The 18201-nt window shown below is 69.9% G+C and carries 17 protein-coding genes and 1 tRNA gene; 8 read left to right on the forward strand and 10 right to left on the reverse strand.

Annotated features, from left to right (window positions below; genetic code table 11):
• Positions 1-94 precede the first annotated feature (94 nt).
• The 3 genes from FM119_RS02955 to FM119_RS02965 form a co-directional block, all read right to left on the reverse strand.
• Positions 95-1513: an FtsX-like permease family protein gene (locus FM119_RS02955; protein WP_245827223.1), complete on the reverse strand. Its 1419-nt coding sequence runs from the start codon at positions 1511-1513 to the stop codon at positions 95-97.
• Positions 1510-2262: an ABC transporter ATP-binding protein gene (locus FM119_RS02960; protein ID WP_087136206.1), complete on the reverse strand. Its 753-nt coding sequence runs from the start codon at positions 2260-2262 to the stop codon at positions 1510-1512. The genes FM119_RS02955 and FM119_RS02960 overlap by 4 nt, the downstream gene beginning before the upstream one ends.
• Positions 2263-2470: 208 nt before the next feature.
• Positions 2471-4633 carry an MMPL family transporter gene (locus FM119_RS02965; protein ID WP_087136221.1) on the reverse strand — a complete coding sequence of 721 codons (2163 nt, stop codon included), beginning with the start codon at positions 4631-4633 and terminating at the stop codon, positions 2471-2473.
• A gap of 87 nt (positions 4634-4720) precedes the next feature.
• Here FM119_RS02965 and FM119_RS02970 point away from each other — a divergent pair, with 87 nt between their 5' ends.
• A complete protein-coding gene (locus FM119_RS02970) occupies positions 4721-5191 on the forward strand; it encodes a MarR family winged helix-turn-helix transcriptional regulator (RefSeq protein ID WP_087136207.1) in 471 nt (156 codons plus the stop codon).
• A 63-nt stretch (positions 5192-5254) separates the two neighbouring features.
• Here the strand turns inward: FM119_RS02970 and FM119_RS02975 are convergent, their stop codons facing one another.
• Positions 5255-5977: a FadR/GntR family transcriptional regulator gene (locus tag FM119_RS02975; RefSeq protein WP_087136222.1), complete on the reverse strand. Its 723-nt coding sequence runs from the start codon at positions 5975-5977 to the stop codon at positions 5255-5257.
• Between the two features lie 304 nt (positions 5978-6281).
• Between FM119_RS02975 and FM119_RS02980 the strand changes: the two genes are divergently transcribed.
• Complete coding sequence (locus FM119_RS02980; protein ID WP_087136208.1) at positions 6282-6860, forward strand: gluconokinase; 579 nt, start codon at positions 6282-6284, stop codon at positions 6858-6860.
• 107 nt (positions 6861-6967) lie between these two features.
• Here FM119_RS02980 and FM119_RS02985 read toward each other — a convergent pair.
• The 4 genes from FM119_RS02985 to FM119_RS03000 form a co-directional block, all read right to left on the reverse strand.
• A tRNA-Arg gene (locus FM119_RS02985) sits at positions 6968-7042 on the reverse strand.
• A gap of 80 nt (positions 7043-7122) precedes the next feature.
• The gene (locus FM119_RS02990; RefSeq protein ID WP_087136209.1) at positions 7123-7626 is read right to left on the reverse strand and encodes an HNH endonuclease; all 504 of its coding nucleotides are present in this window, start codon (positions 7624-7626) and stop codon (positions 7123-7125) included.
• Positions 7627-7935: 309 nt separating this feature from the next.
• Positions 7936-8805: a C40 family peptidase gene (locus FM119_RS13990; RefSeq protein ID WP_245827228.1), complete on the reverse strand. Its 870-nt coding sequence runs from the start codon at positions 8803-8805 to the stop codon at positions 7936-7938.
• 299 nt (positions 8806-9104) lie between these two features.
• Positions 9105-9800, reverse strand: a complete 696-nt coding sequence (locus FM119_RS03000; RefSeq protein WP_087136211.1) for an iron-dependent transcriptional repressor DtxR — start codon at positions 9798-9800, stop codon at positions 9105-9107.
• An 85-nt stretch (positions 9801-9885) separates the two neighbouring features.
• Here FM119_RS03000 and serC point away from each other — a divergent pair, with 85 nt between their 5' ends.
• Entirely contained in the window at positions 9886-11001 is a 1116-nt protein-coding gene (gene serC, locus FM119_RS03005; RefSeq protein WP_087136212.1) for a phosphoserine transaminase, read from the forward strand.
• A gap of 153 nt (positions 11002-11154) precedes the next feature.
• Here serC and FM119_RS03010 read toward each other — a convergent pair whose 3' ends face one another.
• Positions 11155-12030, reverse strand: coding sequence for a DUF3027 domain-containing protein (locus FM119_RS03010; RefSeq protein ID WP_245827234.1), 876 nt, complete (start codon positions 12028-12030; stop codon positions 11155-11157).
• Positions 12023-12406: a cold-shock protein gene (locus tag FM119_RS03015; RefSeq protein WP_087136214.1), complete on the reverse strand. Its 384-nt coding sequence runs from the start codon at positions 12404-12406 to the stop codon at positions 12023-12025. The genes FM119_RS03010 and FM119_RS03015 overlap by 8 nt, the downstream gene beginning before the upstream one ends.
• Before the next feature lie 139 nt (positions 12407-12545).
• On the opposite strand from FM119_RS03015, the gene FM119_RS03020 reads away from it, so the two are divergent.
• From FM119_RS03020 to FM119_RS03040, 5 genes are all read left to right on the forward strand, one after another.
• Complete coding sequence (locus FM119_RS03020; protein WP_087136215.1) at positions 12546-12827, forward strand: hypothetical protein; 282 nt, start codon at positions 12546-12548, stop codon at positions 12825-12827.
• 11 nt (positions 12828-12838) lie between these two features.
• Positions 12839-14653 carry a helicase-associated domain-containing protein gene (locus FM119_RS03025; protein ID WP_087136216.1) on the forward strand — a complete coding sequence of 605 codons (1815 nt, stop codon included), beginning with the start codon at positions 12839-12841 and terminating at the stop codon, positions 14651-14653.
• A 33-nt stretch (positions 14654-14686) separates the two neighbouring features.
• A complete protein-coding gene (locus FM119_RS03030; RefSeq protein ID WP_087136217.1) occupies positions 14687-16327 on the forward strand; it encodes a DNA repair helicase XPB in 1641 nt (546 codons plus the stop codon).
• 55 nt (positions 16328-16382) lie between these two features.
• On the forward strand, positions 16383-17075 hold the full coding sequence (locus tag FM119_RS03035) for a response regulator transcription factor (protein ID WP_087136218.1): 693 nt from the start codon (positions 16383-16385) through the stop codon (positions 17073-17075).
• Between the two features lie 7 nt (positions 17076-17082).
• The coding region (locus FM119_RS03040; protein WP_143822609.1) for a histidine kinase dimerization/phospho-acceptor domain-containing protein at positions 17083-18201 on the forward strand (1119 nt) is incomplete at its 3' end.

An 18201-nucleotide genomic window follows, 5' to 3' on the forward strand; every position in this document is an offset into this window, starting at 1 on the left:
ATGACACGGGTTTCCCGTGACACGACGGTGTGCAGGACCCGGAGCACGGGCGCCGCCGACGGCCGTGTGCTCGTCGGCGACGCCCGAGCGTCGTCTAATCGACCGCGAGCGCGGCGACGGGCGTCACCCTCGTCGCCCTGCGCGAGGGGATGAGCGCTGCGAGCAGCGCGACGGCAGCAGTGACCACGACGACTGCCGCGACGAACGCGAGGGGAACGGTCGGCCAGACCGCGCCGGAGCTCACCGAGCCGAGCAGCGCCAGCGCGCCCGACCAGCCGTACACGACCCCAAGCAGTACGCCGATGGCCGTCGCGGCGATCGCTCCCTGTGCACTTTCCGCCGTGATCATGCGGCGAACCTGCCCCCTGGTGAAGCCGACAGCCCGGAGCAGTCCGATCTCACGCCGGCGCTGCATGACCCCGAGCGTGAGCGTGTTGACCAGACCGACGAGTGCGATGACCACGGCGAAGCCGATCAGACCTGCGAACACGAGGGTCACGTTGTCGATGATCCGGCTCGCCTCCTCGACGTACTCCTCCGGGGCACCCGCGGTGGTGGCGAACAGCACGGTCCTCGCGGTCGACGCGGCGACGACGAACGTCGTGATCAGAGTGACGCCGATGACGATCCCCACCGTGGACCGGGCGCTGCGCTCCGGGTGCCGCATCGCGTTGGCCGCCCCCAGCCGGGCGGGCGCACCTCGGCCGAGCAGCGTGCCGATCACGCGCAGCACAGGCGGGATGATCAGCCGGGAGAGGCCGATGACGCCGATGAAGCTGAGCACCCCGCCGAGGAAAGCGACGAGCACCCCCGAGCTGCTGCTCTGGCCCATCATCACACCGGCACCGAGACCGACGGCACCGGCCGCGACCGCGAGGACCGCCAGGCCGGTGCGCACCGGCCGCCGGGACAGGCGGTCGTACGGGGCCTCTTCCGCGCTGCCGAGTGCCTGCATCGGCGTCACGGTCAGGACCCGCGCACCGCCGAGCCACGAGGCCAGCCAGGTGGTCAGCGCGCTCGCCACCAGGGGAACCGCGAGGACCGGGTCAAGCACCTCGGGAACGGGGAGCGCGACGCCGGAGGCCCGGCCGATCACGCCGACCAGGGCCGCGACCGCCCACCCGACGCCGACGCCGAGCACCGATCCCAGCAGGCCGACGACGGCGCCCTCCGTCGCGACGGAACGGCGGAGATCGCGAGCCGAGGCGCCGAGGACCCTGGCGAGGGCGATCTCGTGCACCCGGCCGGCGATGATCGTGCTGAAGGTGTTCGTCGTGACAACGCCCGCGACGAACACGGCGATCCCGAGGAAGAGGATGGACAGCACCGTCAGCATCCGCTCGACACCGGCGCTTCCGCCGATCGCCGTCGTGGCGGCGTAGTCGCCGATCATCGAGCTCACCGCCAGCAGTGCGGCGCCGAAGGCCGCTCCGAGCGCCGTCACGAGGAGGCTGGGCAGGTGCTGTCCCGGCCGACGGGCGAGCTCGGAGCGGGCGAGCGTCCTCGAGCTCACGACGCGTCCTCGAGGCCGAGCACGATCCCGCTGAGCTCCGCCGCGCTGGCCGGCCCGCTGTCGCGCACCAGACGTCCGTCCGCGAGGAACAGGACCCGGTCGGCGTGCGCGGCGGCAACCGGATCGTGGGTGACCATGGCGATCGACTGCCCGAAGTCGCGGCTGGCGTCCTGCAGCAGCCGGAGCACGTCCCTGCTCGTGGCGGAGTCGAGCGCCCCTGTGGGCTCGTCCGCGAACACGAGGGTCGGACGGGTGGCCAGCGCGCGAGCGATCGCCACACGCTGCTTCTGTCCACCGCTGAGCTCGTGGGGGCGGTGGGCGGTACGGTCCCTGAGGCCCAGGCGCGCGATGAGCTCGTCGATCCACGCCGTCTCGGCCGCCGTCGGGGTCCGGCCGTCGAGGTCGAAGGGAAGAAGGATGTTCCCGCGCACGTCGAGCGTCGGCACGAGGTTGAAGCTCTGGAACACGAAACCGACCTCCCGCCTGCGGAGCACGGTGAGCTCGTCGTCGCCGAGGCCGGTGATCTCGGTCGAGCCGATCCACGCACGCCCCGAGCTGGCCGAGTCCAGCCCCGCGGCGATGTGCATGAGCGTGGACTTCCCCGACCCACTCGGACCCATGACGGCGGTGAACTGTCCGGCCGCGAAGGAGAGCGTGACCGCATCGAGCGCGGTGACCCTCGCCTGCTCCGATCCGTAGTGCTTGCTGAGCTGTTCGACGCGCGCAATGGCGCGGAGGGGTTGTGACATGCTCCGAGCGTAGGAACGCGGGGCCGTGTGCCGCGTCCTGCAGCGGAGCCACCCGGTGTCAGCCGTGAGACCGAGCTTCCGTCCGGCGGGCTCCACCGCGGGGACACTCGCACCGGTGGCGACGCGTCGTGTGACGAGTCGGCACCGTCTCGGGCGGCCGCTCCGTCGCGCAGCGAACCGGTCTGGTCGTCACGCGGACGGCAAAGGGCTACCGCACGCGCGGCCGTTGCGGCTCGCGGCCGAGCCGCGCCGGCCACCAGATCACGCGACCGAGGTCATAGCCGAGCGCGGGGACGAGCAGCGAGCGCACGAGCACCGTGTCCAGGAGCACGCCGAACGCGACGATGAACGAGAGTTGCACGAGGAACATGATCGGGATCACGCTGAGCGCGGCGAAGGTCGCGGCAAGCACCAGACCCGCCGAGGTGATCACTCCTCCCGTGATGGACAGCCCCCGCAGGATGCCCGGTCTCGTGCCGTGCAGCGCCGACTCCTCCCGCACCCGCGTCATCAGGAAGATGTTGTAGTCCACGCCGAGCGCCACGAGGAAGACGAAGCCGAACAGCGGCACGGTCGCGTCGGCGCCACTGAAGCCGATCACGTTGGTGAAGACGATCGCCGAGACTCCCATCGTCGCGGCGTAGGAGAGCACGACCGTCGCCATCAGCAGAACCGGCGCCACCACCGACCGCAGCAACAGCATGAGGATCACCAGGATCACGACGAGCACGATCGGGATGATCGTGACCAGGTCGCGCTGGGCGGTGACGTTCGTGTCGTACGCGATCGCCGTGCTGCCGCCGACGACGGTGTCCGGCTGGATCGCGTGCACGGCGTCGCGGATCTGGACGATCTGCTCCTCCGCCCGCTCGGAGTCGGGCTCCACGGTGAGCGTGGCCGACAGCAGAACCCTGCCGTCGACGACGAGCGGCGGCTGCCCGCCGACCGCGGGCCCTCCCCCGTCGGCGATGGCCGTCACGGTCGAGATGTCCGGCTGATCGGCGACCGCCGCGGACACCTCGTCCGCGCTCGACTCGTCGACGACGATGTACACGGGGCTCCCCGCCCCGGCGTCGAAGTGCTCGCCGAGCATCGTCTCGCCCGCCGCCGCGTCCGAGCCGCCGAGCACCAGCTCGCTCTGCGGGACGCCATCCGCGCGCAGCTGCCCGAGACCGAGGCACGCGACCGCCAGCAGGAGGACGCAGCTCACCCAGACGACCCGCGGACGCCGGGAGACCACAGTTCCGACCCGGCGCCACAGGCCACGCTGGCCCTCGAGCCCGGTCTCGACGGTGACGGCCGCGTTCTCACCGGTCGTGCGCGGGCCGACGGGCCAGAACGCGACCCTCCCGAGGAGGAACAGAACGGCGGGGAGGAAGCTGAGGGCGGCCAGGACAGCGCACACAATGCCCGCGGCGCCGATCGGTCCGAGCGCCCGGTTGGAGGACAGGTCCGAGAACAGCAGGCACAGCAGGGCCACCGCGACGGTGGCGCCCGAGGCCACGATCGGCTCGACCGCGCCCCTCCACGCGCCCCGGATCGCGGCCGACCTGTCGCTGCCCTCGGCGATCTCATCCCTGAAGCGAGAGACGAATAGGAGGGCGTAGTCGGTCGTCGCCCCGATGACGAGGATCGACAGGATCCCCTGGCTCTGCCCGTTCAGGGCGATCACGTCCGCGGCGGCGAGCAGGTAGACGACGAGGATCGCGGCGCAGAGTGCGAAGACGCTGGTCAACAGCACCGCGAACGGCAGGATCACGGAGCGATACACCAGCAGCAGGATGACGAAGACGGCGCCGAGAGCGACCGCGAGAAGAATCCCGTCGATTCCGCCGAACGCGTCCGACAGGTCGGCACTGAACCCCGCGCCTCCGGTGACGTGACCGGTGAGCGCGGTGCCCTCGACCGCCTCGGCGAGGGCTGCACGGAGCTCCGCGACCACCGTCTTGATCGTCTCGTCGGACCCGATGGGCACGATGAACTGGGCCGCGAGCCCGTCCGCGGACGGCACGGGCCCGACGACGGCTCCATCGACGCCGTCCACCCGTTCCGCCGCCGCGGCGAAGCGCGTCAGCGCGTCCCTGTCGGCGTCGTCGAGCGCGCCGTGTGCGCTCACCACGACGATGGCGGGGATGCTGTCGGTCCCGAGGAACTCCCCCTGCGCCTCCCTGGCCTCCGTCGCCTCAGCGCTGGAGGGCAGGAACGCCGCCGGATCGTTGTCGCTGACACTGCTGAGCTTGCCGAAGGTGGGGCCACCGATGCCGGCGAGCACGAGCCAGATCAGCACGATGCCCACCCCGGCGAGGACGCGCGGCCAGATCCGCGCTCGGCCGTGCGTCGCGCGGATCGTGCCGGGTCGGCTGTGCGTCATCATGCTCTCCCACTAATAGTTCGATGGTGGAAGCATATCCGGGCGATAGCATGTCAGCACACGGCGGAGCAGAATCGGGAGTGCATCGTGGCGGCGACGGACGGGGAGATCGCGCGCGCACTGCAGCGCCTGGTCGTCGAGACGCAACGCCACGTCGCCCACCTTGCCGGAGCACACGGCATGCACCCGACCGACCTCAGCGCCATCGGAGCCATCCTCGAGGGCTCGACCGACGGCGGACCGCTCACCCCCGGCGAGCTCAGCCGGCGCCTCGAACTGAGCGCACCGGCCACCAGCGCTGTGATCAACCGCCTGGTCGGCAACTCCCACGTCGAACGCCACCGCAACGACGACGACCGACGCAGCACGACGCTGCAGGCGACCGAGACGGCGACGGCGGTCGGCGGCGCACTGTTCGCACCGCTCGCACGAGGCATCGCCGGGACACTCGACGGGCTCGACGATGACGAACGGGCCGTGATCCTGCGCTTTCTCGACGACTCGATCGCCGCGGTCGCGCGGATAGACGCCGAGCTCGACGGCGGCGGCACCGGCTGAGGGCCCCGCACGCTGACGACTGCTCACCAGCGACGCGGATTGGGAGCCCGACGAACGACGGCGCTAAAGCGGGAGGGACTGCACAGCCCGGTCGGCCTCGTCGACGATGGCGGTCATCGCCCGCGCCGCGGCCTCGCCGTCGCGTCTGGTGATGGCGTGTGCGACCTCCTGGTGCAGACGCAGCGCTGTCTCGTCCGCCGTCTGCGGCATGAGCTCCTGCTCTGTCCTCCCGACGAGGACCTCTTCGATCACGGCGGTGAGACCGGCGAACATCGAGTTCCCTGAGGCGCGGAGGAGCGTCGCATGGAACCGCACGTCCGCCGCGAGGTAGTCGGCACCGTTCGCCCTGTCGGCATGCGTCACCATGTCCTGGACGGCGGCACCGAGGGCCGCGCGCGCGACCCCGTCTGCGGTCGACGCCGCCAGTCGCGCCGCGGCCGGCTCGACGGCCGCACGGAGCTCGCTCAGCTCGTGCAGCTGGACGAGCCGTCCCGCCCCGCGCAGCCGCCAGCGCACGATCTCCGGCGCGAATGCCATCCAGTCGGTGCTCGGCCGGATCGTGATGCCGGACTTGCGCCTGACGCTCACCATGCCGAGCGACTCGAGGACACGGACCGCCTCGCGGACCGCCGTGCGACTGGCTCCGAGCTCCTCGCCCCAGTCGGCGGCGACCAGTCGTTCGCCCGCCGGCACCTGGCCGCTGACGATGCGCTCGCCGAGGCGGTCGAGGATCGTGTCGTGCACCTTCACCGCAGCAGGGGTCGTGCGCCGCGGTACAGAGGTCATGCTCCCCATTATGGCGTCGGCCGCGACACTCACCGTCAGCCCGGCCGTGGCGGCGCGGAGCCTGCGCCGGAGAACACCGTGGTCGACAAGCGTCGAAGAATATGTACGATGTATTGACGAGACTCGGACACCAGCCCGCCAGACCAAGGAAGCTCATGGCCATCATCACCATCGCCGTCCCGGCAGATCCCCGGATGCCCGCCCGCGCGCCGCGGCACCCCCTCCCCGCACGGGCCGCCGCCTCCGTCCGCCCGTGACGCCGACGCCAGCCAACGAACCCGCACCACGAAGAACAGGAACACCGATGTCCCTCCACTCCAGCACCCCCGTCCTCATCGTCATGGGCGTCTCCGGCAGCGGCAAGTCAACGCTCGCGAGCGGGTTGTCGACGACCCTCGGCTGGGACTTCCTCGAGGGGGACGAGGTCCACCCGGCTGCGAACGTGGCCAAGATGGCCGCCGGCACGCCGCTCACCGACGAGGACCGCTGGCCCTGGCTGCGGTCGATCCGCCGCTGGATCGACGAGCACCAGGCCGCGGGCACGCCCGGCGTCGTGACGTGCTCCTCGCTCAAGCGCAGCTATAGGGACGTGCTCGCGGCGAACGGCGTCGTGTTCGTGCACCCCACCGGGGATGAGCGCATCATCGCCACGCGCATGGCCGCTCGCACGGGGCACTACATGCCGGCCTCGCTGCTCGCCTCCCAGCTGGCCACTCTCGAGCCGCTGCAGCCGGACGAGAACGCCATCGCGGTCGACGTGTCGTTGAGCCCCGCCGAACAGCTCGCCTTCACCCTCGACCACCTCGCCGCCCACGGCGTCGCCGTCCCGCTGGACCCGGAGGGTGCGTCCGGCACCGCCTCCGGAACGCCCGCTGCCGTCTGAGACTGGCCACCTCGCCCGCGTGATACGGGTCGCCGCAGCCGCGGCGGCCCGTGCCCGAGAGAACGCGAAGGCCCCGACCGTCACACAGACGGCCGGGGCCTTCACTCTGGTGCCCCTGGAGGGACTCGAACCCCCAACCAACTCCTTAGGACGGAGGTGCTCTTCCATTGAGCTACAGAGGCAGGTGGATTCAGTCTACTGAAGTCGGCACGGGCGCGCACACCGACCCACCGCGCGGCACCTCCGCCGCGGCGACGCCGAATCAGGCCGCGACGGACGGCATGAGATAGGCGTCCCACTCCGGTCGAATCCGCTCGGCCCCGCGGACGGCCCAGCTCGGGCCGTACGGCATCTTGGGCGTGACCCTCAGCTGCCAATTCATCTCGGCGGGAGTCTTCGATCCCTTCACGTTGTTGCACCGACCGCAGCAGGCGACCAGGTTCTCCCAGCTGTCGGCGCCACCGCGCGAGCGCGGCAGGATGTGGTCGATCGTCGCCGCGGCCTTGCCGCAGTAGCCGCAGCGGTTTCCGTCGCGGCGCAGCACTCCGCGACGCGACACCGGCACCCTCCGCGACATCGGAACCCGCACGTACCGGGTGAGCACGATCACCACGGGGCGATCGAACGCGTCCGATGCCGCGACGACCGGGTCCTCCGGATCGGTCTCCACGGCGACGGCCTTGCCGTCCATCACCAGCACGAGGGCCCTGCGGAAGGACACCACGGCGAGGGGCTCGTAGCCCGCGTTCAGCACGAGTGTGCGCATCAGATCGTCTCTCCTTCGAACAGCCAAGCGGCTTCCCGGTATTCGATGTCGGAACCGTCAGCCGCCCTCAGGGCACAGAAAAGGCGCTGTCCATGACGGACAGCGCCTCACCAGCCCACACTGCGCGCGGGGCTATGCGCCGTTGCGAACGCACGACACCGCTACCTGAGTGCACCCTGGTTCGGGTGCTCGCGGATATTCGTGACATGCGTCGCGGCAGCCTTTCGGTTGTTTGCGATCACTGTAACCCACGAACGCCGCGATCCCTAGGGATCGCGGCGTTCGTCACGCGGTGTTCACGACGGCTGTCTAGCCGATCGGCAGGCGCACGGCGTGGTAGTCCTGGTACATGCCGCCGATGCGAAGCGGGACACCGGGCTGCGAGGCGTGCAGGATCTGCCCGTTGCCGGCGTAGAAGCCGATGTGACCCGGAGCGACGAGCAGGTCGCCGGGAACGGCCTCGGACAGCGGAATGGTCGTCCCCATCGCGCCCTGGGCGGTCGACGAGTGCGGCAGGCTCACGCCGAACTTGGCGTAGACGTACTTGACGAAGCCCGAGCAGTCGAAGCCGGCCGGGGTGGCGCCGCCGAAGACGTAGGGCACACCCTGGTACTTCAGTGCCTCGGCGAAGAGCTGGCTCTGGTAGCTGGTGTCGTCGTTGAGGGCGACGGTGTTCTCCGTGTCGGAGGCGAGGACCGTGGCCGACTCGTACTCCGTCTCCGCGGTCTCCTGCTCGGCGGCGGCCTCGGCGCGACGCTCAGCGGCGGCGTCGGCCTCTTCCTGGGCGGCCGTGGCGGCGAGCTCTTCGCGCGTCGTGGCGGAGTAGGTGTCGACGTCGACCTCCTGCGCCTCGACGTCACCGCTCACGGACAGCGTCTGCGTGCCGCTCTCCTTGAGGGTCTGGACGAGCGATGCGCCGACCTGACTGTCCTCGGGGCTGTTGAACGCGGCGACAGCGGGCAGCCCGACGGTCGCGACGAGACCGGGAACCACGAGGGCGAGGATCGCGGTCGAGCGAATCCGCCGCGTCGTCTTCGTCGGACCGGTGCGGCGGGCCTTCGTCGCCGTCGGGGCGACGGCGGTCGTGCTCTCGTGCGGACGGGACACGCTGCGCGAGTGCGCCAGCGGCCGCAGGCTCCGACGGGTGGGAAGAACGTCGCCGTGAGTGTTCGGGTTCACGTCGGTTGAGTCGTTCTTCGACTCGTGGTTGCTTTCGACCAAGACAGGTACCTCCGCGCCTCTGCGACACACGTCGCCTCGTCACAACAAAAGTTGGTGGGTCACCCCCGGGGAGACGAGCGCGAAGCGCCCCGGGCGGGGTCCTGTGGCCGGGTTCTGCCGTTGGACTGGTAACACCCTACGCGAAGGTCACGGAAATGTCACGGCAGCCGTGATCGTGCGTGTGAGCGTGTTGCGACGATCGAACGGAAACGGGGGCGGCCACCGTGGTGACCACCCCCGAAACCCGCGTGATGACGCTAAATCGAATCGACGTAGATGTGTCCAGCGACCTCAACGGGAAGCTCGAGGCCGTCGCCGAAACCTTCAACCCGGACCCGAACGTACGACCCGTTCGAGCTGAACACGCCGACGTTCCCCGGCACGATCCCCGCCTGCTTGAGCTGCAGCAGGAGCTCCGGCTCGACCTGCACGGGCTCGCTCAGACGCCGGATGGTCGCCGTCACATCACTGTCCGCCTCGCGGACCAGCGGAACGATGTTCGTGACCCCTGCGGCGAATGCACCCGCCGGCACGTCGCCGAGCTCGTCGAGTCCGGGGATCGGGTTCCCGTAGGGCGACTCGGTGGGGTGATCGAGCATGGTGATGAGCTTGCGCTCGACCTGCTCGCTCATCACGTGCTCCCAGCGGCAGGCCTCCTCGTGCACGAACTCCCACTCGAGACCGATGACGTCGCTGAGCAGCCGCTCGGCGAGCCGGTGCTTGCGCATGACGTGGACGGCCTTGCGACGGCCGGCCTCGGTGAGCTCGAGATGCCTGTCGCCCGAGACGACGACGAGCCCGTCGCGCTCCATCCGCCCGACGGTCTGCGAGACCGTGGGACCGGAGTGGCCCAGCCGCTCGGAGATGCGCGCCCTCAGCGGCACGATGCTCTCCTCCTCCAGCTCCAGGATGGTGCGGAGGTACATCTCAGTTGTGTCAATCAGATCTGTCATCGAGCTTCTCCCCAGGACTGTACCCAATGCCCCCACCCTATCTGCCGGGCGGGATGCGGCCGAACCGGCGCACTACAATCGTGTCATGCCGCAGATCGCCATTCCCTCAGAGCTCCTGCCCGCCGACGGCCGCTTCGGTTGCGGACCGTCCAAGATCCGTCCCGCCCAGCTCGACGCCCTGCTCACGGCCGCGCCGCTGCTGGGGACAAGCCACCGCCAGGCCCCCGTCAAGAACCTGGTGGGCGACGTCCGTTCCGGCCTGTCGACGCTCTTCTCACTTCCCGACGGCTACGAGGTCCTCCTCGGCAACGGCGGGTCGACGGCGTTCTGGGACTCGGCGGCGTTCTCGCTGATCGAGCGGCGAGCGCAGAACGTGGCGTTCGGTGAGTTCGGCCAGAAGTTCGCCTCCGCCGCCGCGGCTCCGTGGCTCAACGCCCCCGACGTCCGATCGGCTCCGGGGGGATCGCTCGCCCTGCCCGAAGCGCTCGAGGGCGTCGACGTCTATGCCTGGCCGCACAACGAGACCTCGACGGGGGTCATGGCCCCGGTGCGCCGTGTCCACGGCGACGACGGAGCGCTGACCGTCATCGACGCGACCAGCGCCGCCGGCGGAGCCCTCGTCGACCCGGCGGAGGCCGACGTCTACTACTTCGCGCCGCAGAAGAACTTCGGCTCAGACGGCGGGCTGTGGCTGGCCTTCGTCTCCCCCGCGGCGATCGAGCGGATCGAGCGGATCGCCGCGAGCGGGCGCTACATCCCCGAGTTCCTCAGCCTGGCGAATGTCGTCAGCAACTCGCGCCTCAACCAGACCCTGAACACGCCTGCGCTCACGACTCTCGTCCTGCTCCGCGACCAGATCGACTGGATCAACGGCAACGGCGGTCTGGAGTGGGCGGCGTCGCGCACCGCCGAGTCCTCGGGGCATCTGTACGAGTGGGCACGGCAGCACAGCCTGGCCACCCCCTTCGTCACCGACGCCTCGGCCCGATCGCAGGTGGTCGCGACGATCGACTTCTCCGACGAGGTCGACGCGAAGCTGCTCGCCTCAACGCTGCGTGCGAACGGCATCGTCGATACCGAGCCGTACCGCAAGCTGGGCCGCAACCAGCTGCGCATCGCGACCTTCACCTCGATCGATCCGGACGACGTCCGCACGTTGACCGGGGCGATCGACTACGTCCTGTCCCACATGCAGGGCTGAGACGAGCCCGGCCGCGCAACGGCAGACGACGGGGCCCGGGTGATGATCGTCACCCGGGCCCCGTCGTCTGCGCGAAGGCGTACCCATACGAGCACTCGCGCTCCTACTCCTCCCGCGCACGCCACGACGCCGCCAAGCCGTGCAGCTGTCGCGTCAGCCGCGTCCCCTGCGCTGCCAGAAGCGGCGGCGACGCGGCTTGGAGCGTCCCTGGTTCGCCGAATCATCGCCGTCGTCTCCGGCAGGCACGATGTCGTCGGAGCTGAACTGATCGTCCGAGTCGGCCGTCGCCGCATGCTCGTCGCTGTCGGCGGAGCGCCGGCCCTCCGCCGCACGCTCGGATCGAGGGCGTCCCGCGGAACGCCGTGAACGTGCGCCTCCTGTGTCCCCCCGTCCGTCGACGGAGTCGTCTGGCTGGCTCACGACGTCGCGGTCGTCCGCGTCGACGGCGTCCACACCGTCGTCGTCGGCCAGTTCCAGGGCGTCATCCAGGTCGTCCTCGTCGAGCGCGTCAACATCATCGGCGTCATCCGCGTCCGCGTCATCCGCGTCGTCATCGGTGTCTCCGTCAGCGAGCCCCGCGGCGGCACGCGCCTCGGCCTCGGCCTTCTGCTGTGCCTTGTACTCGGCCAGGCGCTCCGACCAGGGCAGCCACTGCGGTGCCAGCAGGGAGCCATCGCCCGGGAGCAGCTCGACCTCGAGCACGGTCGTCGGGCTCGAGTCATCGACTCGCGCGACCGCCACGGTCCAGGACCAGTCCGGGTAGCCGGGACGGGTGCAGGCGAAACGAAGAAGCCCGGTGATGGGGTCGAGCGCCTCGATCCCTGTCAGTGAGCCAACGTCGCTCCGGGCCGTGACCTCAGCCAGTGCGTCGCGTGCCAGGGGCTCCGCCGCCGTCAGCACACCGTCCGCGAGACGCGGTCCGTTCTCAACAGGCGCGTCCTTGGCTCCGCCGGCCTCCGCCGGCGTTGCGGCCTCGACGACGTCATCCGTGGTGGCCGGCTCGACGTTCAGCTCCCCGGCGTCAGGCATCGAGCTCATCCGCGACACGTCGGAGCAGCGCAGCGACCTTTCGAGCATGGGAACCCTCGGGGTAGTGCCCCTTTCTCAACGACGATCCGACACCGTCGAGCAGCTTGACGAGGTCCTCGACGATGACGGCCATGTCGTCGGCCGACTTGCGCTTCAGCTTGGCGAGACTCGGCGGCGCGTCGATGATGCGCGCGGAGAGCGCCTGCGGCCCCCGCTTGCCGTCGGCGACCCCGAACTCGATGCGGGTGCCCGGCTTCACGCTGCTCACGCCAGAGGGGAGTGCCGACGCGTGCAGGAACACCTCCGAGCCGTCGTCACCACTGACGAAGCCGAAGCCCTTGTCTTCGTCGAAGAATTTGACCTTGCCGGTAGGCATTGTGACCCTCATCTGCTCTGTGCGCCGATGGATCGGCGCGTAACGCTCAGCCCCGTCAGGGGGCAGCGGGGGGACTCCCCCGTTCCACCAGTCTACGGCCAGCGGAGTCGGCAGCGGGAGCGCGCGGTACGCTGGACGGGTGCCCTCGACCACCGACTCCCAGCCCAGCAGGTTCGAGCGAATCCTCGCCTTCATGCTCGCCGGCCTGATGTTCGCCTCCGTCGCGGCGATCCTTGCCGTCCTCATCGCGCAGGCCTCCGGCGTCAGCAGTGCCGCGTTCGGCACGGGAATCTGGCCGGTCATCGCGTTCCTCCCCTACGTCGGGTTGCCCCTGGCGATCATCGCGCTCATCGTTCTGACGGTTGTCGGCCTGGTCAGGCGTGCCGCCCAGAATCGTGACACCGCCAGAGGGGGCGACTGACGATTCCACGCATGGACAGGCAGCAGGACATCCGTGACCTCGCCGCACAGCTGGGCGCCCTGGGCACCGAGGCGTTCTCCGCACTGCTGGCGTCACGCGGGCTCACCGACAAATCCAGGATTGAGGACCTGTTCGATCTCGCCGAGTGGCTGCTCGACCCGGCCGAGGTGAGCTCCCGCCTCCGCCGTCTCGGACGACCGCAGCTCGCGGCGGTGCTCAGGCTCTCCTCCGGAACGAACGCCGAACGCGACAGCTCAGGAACGGGGGCAGCCGATTCCCTCCCTGTCGAGGACGACCCCTCACTCATCGGCCTCATCGTCACGGGTCGCGACGGGCTCCGGCTGTCCGCTGCGCTCGAGCCGGAGCTGAACTCCCTCGATGCCGCGTCAAGCATCGCGGCCGCTGCCCCCGACCGGTGTCCCCTGACGGACGAGGAGGAGTCCGTCGCGGTCCAGCGAGCAGTCACGACCGTCGGCGCGATGCACGAGGTCCTCCGGGCCGTCGGCGCGTCGCCACTCCGGCTCACCGCCTCCGGGCGCGTCGCCGCGAGCGAGGTCAAACGGGTGGCCGCCGCCGCGGCAGAGGAGCACGACACCGTCGAATCGCTCCTGCACCTCGCGGCAATCGCGGGGCTGACGAGGCAAAGCACCACCCGTTCCGTCGCCCCCGCGGGTGCCGCATGGCTCGACTCGAGCCTCGGAACGCGTTGGTCGGTCCTCGCCGACGCGCTCGCGCGTCGCGGCGGCGGCATGTTCACGGAGCTCGTCTCCGCCGGCGCCGGGACACCGGTGCGGGAGTACGGGCGCTGGCTCACCCCGCTGAACGGCGGTAACGACCCGATTCCGCCGGACGACCTCGCCGCCGCCGAGGCCCTCGGACTCGCCGAGGACGGACGACTGACCGCGCTCGGCGTCGCGCTCGGCACGGACCCTGCGGTCGCCGTCGGCGCGGTCCTCGCTGCCGCGCCCCCGACCGTCGAAGCCGTGTACCTCCAGCAGGACCTCAGCGTCATCGCCCCCGGCACCCTTCGAGCCGACCTCGATGCCCGGCTCCGACAGCTCAGCGACGTCGAGTCCCGTGCCGAGGCGAACAGCTACCGCTTCACCCCGGAGAGCATCGAGCGCGCGCTGCTCGCGGGGGACCGCGCCTCGGACGTCCTCGAGTTCCTGGAGCGGATCTCACTGACGGGCATCCCGCAGTCGCTGCGCTACCTCGTCGAGGACCAGGCGTCCCGCCTCGACCGCATCGTGGTCACCCCCGCCCCGGCGGGGGCGGGCAGCGTGGTCACGACCGACGACGAGCGGTTGGCCGCACAGCTCGCCGTCGACACGGAGCTCCGGCTTCTCGAACTCGCCCACGATGGCTCCCGCACCGTGCACAGCCCGTACCCGGCGGAGTTCGTCCACGCCTCCCTGCGCGACGCTCGCCATCCGGCCCGTCTGGCGGCGGCGGGCTCCCCCGAGCCCCCCGCTGACGCCTCGGGCACGGGTCGCGGCGACGGTCCGTCCCCGACGGCGGCTCCCGCACCCGACCGTGCCACCGTCGCGTCGCAGCCGTTCGCTCTTCTGCTGTCGCGGCTTCTCGCCGCCCGGCCAGACACTCCGGGGGATTTCGAGCAGCTCTGGGCACGGCGGCTCCTGACGACGGCGGTCAGGGAGCGGGGCACCGTCCGCGTGAGGATCCGCCGCAGCGACGGCACCGAGCGCGAAGCACAGCTGGAGCCGACGGGCGTGAGCCAGGAGCGGCTTCGCGCGCGGGACAGGGAGAACGACACCGAGCGCACGCTCCCGCTGAGCGCCATCGTCGAGGTCACCGCTGACGTGTGACGCGTCCGACGCAACGGGGTAGAATCGTCAGCTATGTCCGACGGCCCCCTCATCGTTCAAAGCGACCGCACCGTGCTGCTCGAGGTCGCGCACCCCGACGCCTCCGACGCGCGCCACGAGCTGGCGACCTTCGCGGAGCTGGAGCGTGCGCCCGAGCACATCCACAGCTACCGCATCACCCGCCTGGGACTGTGGAACGCCCGCGCGGCCGGCCATACCGCGGCCGAGATGCTTGCCACCCTTGACAGGTACTCCAAGTTCCCGGTCCCGCAGGCGGTGGCACTCGGCATCCGTGAGACGGTCGAACGGTACGGGCGCCTGGTCATCAGTCGCGACGACGAGGGCCAGCTCGTCCTCGGCTGCACCGATCGCGCCGTCCTCACCGAGGTGGCCAGCGCCAAGAAGATCGCCCCTCTGCTCGTCGAGCGCATCGCCGACGACCGCTACCTGATCGCCCCCTGGGCCAGGGGCGAGCTGAAGCAGCAGCTGGTGAAGCTGGGATGGCCCGCGGAGGACCTTGCCGGCTATACGCCCGGCACGCCGCACGAGATCCGGCTCGAGACCGACGACTGGTCCCTCCGCCCCTACCAGCAGAAGGCGATCGACGGCTTCTTCACCGGCGGCTCCGGCGTCGTCGTCCTGCCCTGCGGCGCGGGAAAGACCCTCGTCGGCGCCGGCGCGATGGCCGAGGCGTCGACGAACACACTCATCCTCGTCACGAACACGGTGTCCGCGCGACAGTGGCGCTCCGAGCTGCTGCGGCGGACCAGCCTCACCGAGGAGGAGATCGGCGAGTACTCCGGCGAGACGAAGGAGATCAAGCCGGTCACCATCGCGACCTATCAGATCCTGACCGCCAAGCGACGGGGCGAGTACGCCCACCTGGCGCTGCTCGACGCACTCGACTGGGGCCTGGTCGTCTACGACGAGGTCCACCTGCTGCCGGCGCCGGTCTTCAAGCTGACCGCGGAACTGCAGGCGCGCCGACGCCTGGGGCTGACAGCCACGCTCGTGCGCGAGGACGGCAGGGAGGGCGACGTCTTCAGCTTGATCGGTCCGAAGCGGTTCGACGCTCCGTGGCGTGAGATCGAGGCGCAGGGGTTCATCTCCCCCGCCGAGTGTTTCGAGGTCAGGGTCGACCTGCCCTATGACGACCGTCTCGCATACGCCGCGGCCGGCGACGACGAGCGCTATCGCCTCGCGGCGACGGCACCGGCGAAGCTCGACGCGGTCCGTGACATCATCTCCCGGCACCCGGGCGAGCAGATCCTGGTGATCGCGCAGTACCTCGACCAGATCGAGAAGTTGTCGACCGGTCTCGGCGCACCACAGCTCACCGGGGCGACGCCGAACGCCGAGAGGGAGCGGCTGTTCCAGGCGTTCAGGGACGGCGAGGAGCGCATCCTGGTGGTGTCGAAGGTCGCCAACTTCTCCGTCGATCTTCCCGAGGCGTCGGTGGCGATCCAGGTGTCCGGGTCGTTCGGCTCCCGCCAGGAGGAGGCTCAGCGGCTGGGGCGGCTTCTCCGTCCGAAGAACTCGGGGCACACGGCGAGCTTTTACTCCCTGGTGGCCCGCGACACCGTCGACCAGGACTTTGCCCAGAACCGTCAACGTTTCCTCGCGGAGCAGGGCTACGCCTACACGATCCTCGACGCCGCGCCCCTGACCGCATAGCTGACATCCAACTCGCGTCCAGACTCCACCCAGGAAGCATGCAGATACTGAACGCATGACCGGACCACGCATTCTCATCGTCGACGACGAGCCCAATATCCGCGACCTGCTCACCACCAGCCTCCGCTTCGCCGGCTTCGCGGTGCGCGCCGTCAGCAACGGCGCACAGGCGATCTCCGCCGTGCTCGAGGAGGAGCCCGACCTGATCATCCTCGACGTGATGCTCCCGGACATGAACGGATTCGGCGTCACCAAGCGCCTCCGCTCCGCCGGGTACACGGCTCCGATCCTTTTCCTCACCGCCAAGGACGACACCGAGGACAAGATCACCGGCCTGACGGTCGGCGGCGACGACTACGTGACCAAGCCGTTCAGCCTCGACGAGATCGTCGCCAGGATCAAGGCGATCCTCCGCCGAACGATGCAGGACGACGAGGAGGCGGTCATCAAGGCCGGCGAGCTCACCATGGACCAGGACACCCACGAGGTGTTCGTCGGCGAGACCCCCGTCGAGCTCAGCCCGACCGAGTTCAAACTGCTGCGCTACCTCATGCTCAACCCGAACAGGGTGCTGTCGAAGGCACAGATCCTCGACCACGTCTGGGAGTACGACTTCAACGGTGACGCCGGTATCGTTGAGAGCTACATCTCCTACCTGCGACGCAAGCTCGATCAGCACTCGAGCGAGCCGCTCATCCAGACCAAGCGCGGGTTCGGCTACATGCTCAAGACAGGGAAGGCCGCCTAAGCGCACGATGAACGACACGGTCAGCCGGTGGTGGGCCTCGGTCTCCCTCCGCTCGAAGATCACCGGCGTGACCGTTCTCGTTCTCACCTTCGGACTGCTCCTGGCCGGCGTGGGAACGGTCACGATGCTCAAGCCCATCCTCGAGAACCAGGTCGAGGACGCCCTCATCAACACGGCGCAGGGCGACAACTCCCAGCTCATGCAGGTCACGCGCGACGACGACGGCGAGCTCAGCTACAACGTCCAGGAGCAAGAGGAGTTCGTCGCCCTCTACGACCGTACGGGCGGGTTGCTCGGGACGAACTGGTCCGACACCCCCTCGGAGTTCAAGCCGGCGATCCCCGAGACGCTGAGCGAGAGCGAGCTCGGCGACTACAGCGGCTACCCGCACGAGATGGCGAGCGTGTCGGGAACACTCGACTACCGTGCCTACATCGTCCCCGTGACCATCGAACCGGGCGGCGAGGCCTTCGGCTACGCGCTCTTCGCGACGAGCATGCGGTCGACGGAGACCATCATCGCGATGTATCTCACCATCTTCTTCGGCCTGGGCACGGGCGTCATCGTCGTCGGTGCACTGATCACCCGGCTGCTCGTCACTTCGACGTTCCGCCCGCTGCGCGACGTCGAGGACACTGCCGCCGCCTTCGCCGAGGGCGACTTCAACCAGCGGCTCCCCCCGGTCTCGACGCCGAACACCGAGGTCGGGCGGCTGAACCGCTCGCTCAACATGATGCTGTCGCGCATCGACAGCGCCTTCGCCGACAGGGCCAGGACGATCGAGCAGATGCGCCGCTTCGTCGGCGACGCCAGTCACGAGCTGAGGACGCCGCTGGTGACGGTGCGCGGGTACGCCGAGCTGTACCGCATGGGGGCGCTGGCCACCGATGACGACATCGCCCAGGCAATGGAGCGCATCGAGAAGGAGGCGATCCGAATGGGTCTGCTCGTCGAGGACCTCCTGGAGCTCGCCCGTCTCGACGAGACGAAGCCGCTCACACTCGCGCCGGTCAACCTCAGCGACATCGCCGGGGATGCCGCGATGGATGCCAGGGCTGCGTCCCCCGGCCGAAGCGTCACCGTCGTCGTCGACGACGACGGGGATCACCCCGAGCCCCCCGCTCAT

Source organism: Mycetocola reblochoni REB411 (genome assembly GCF_900163835.1).
GTDB lineage: Bacteria > Actinomycetota > Actinomycetes > Actinomycetales > Microbacteriaceae > Mycetocola_B > Mycetocola_B reblochoni.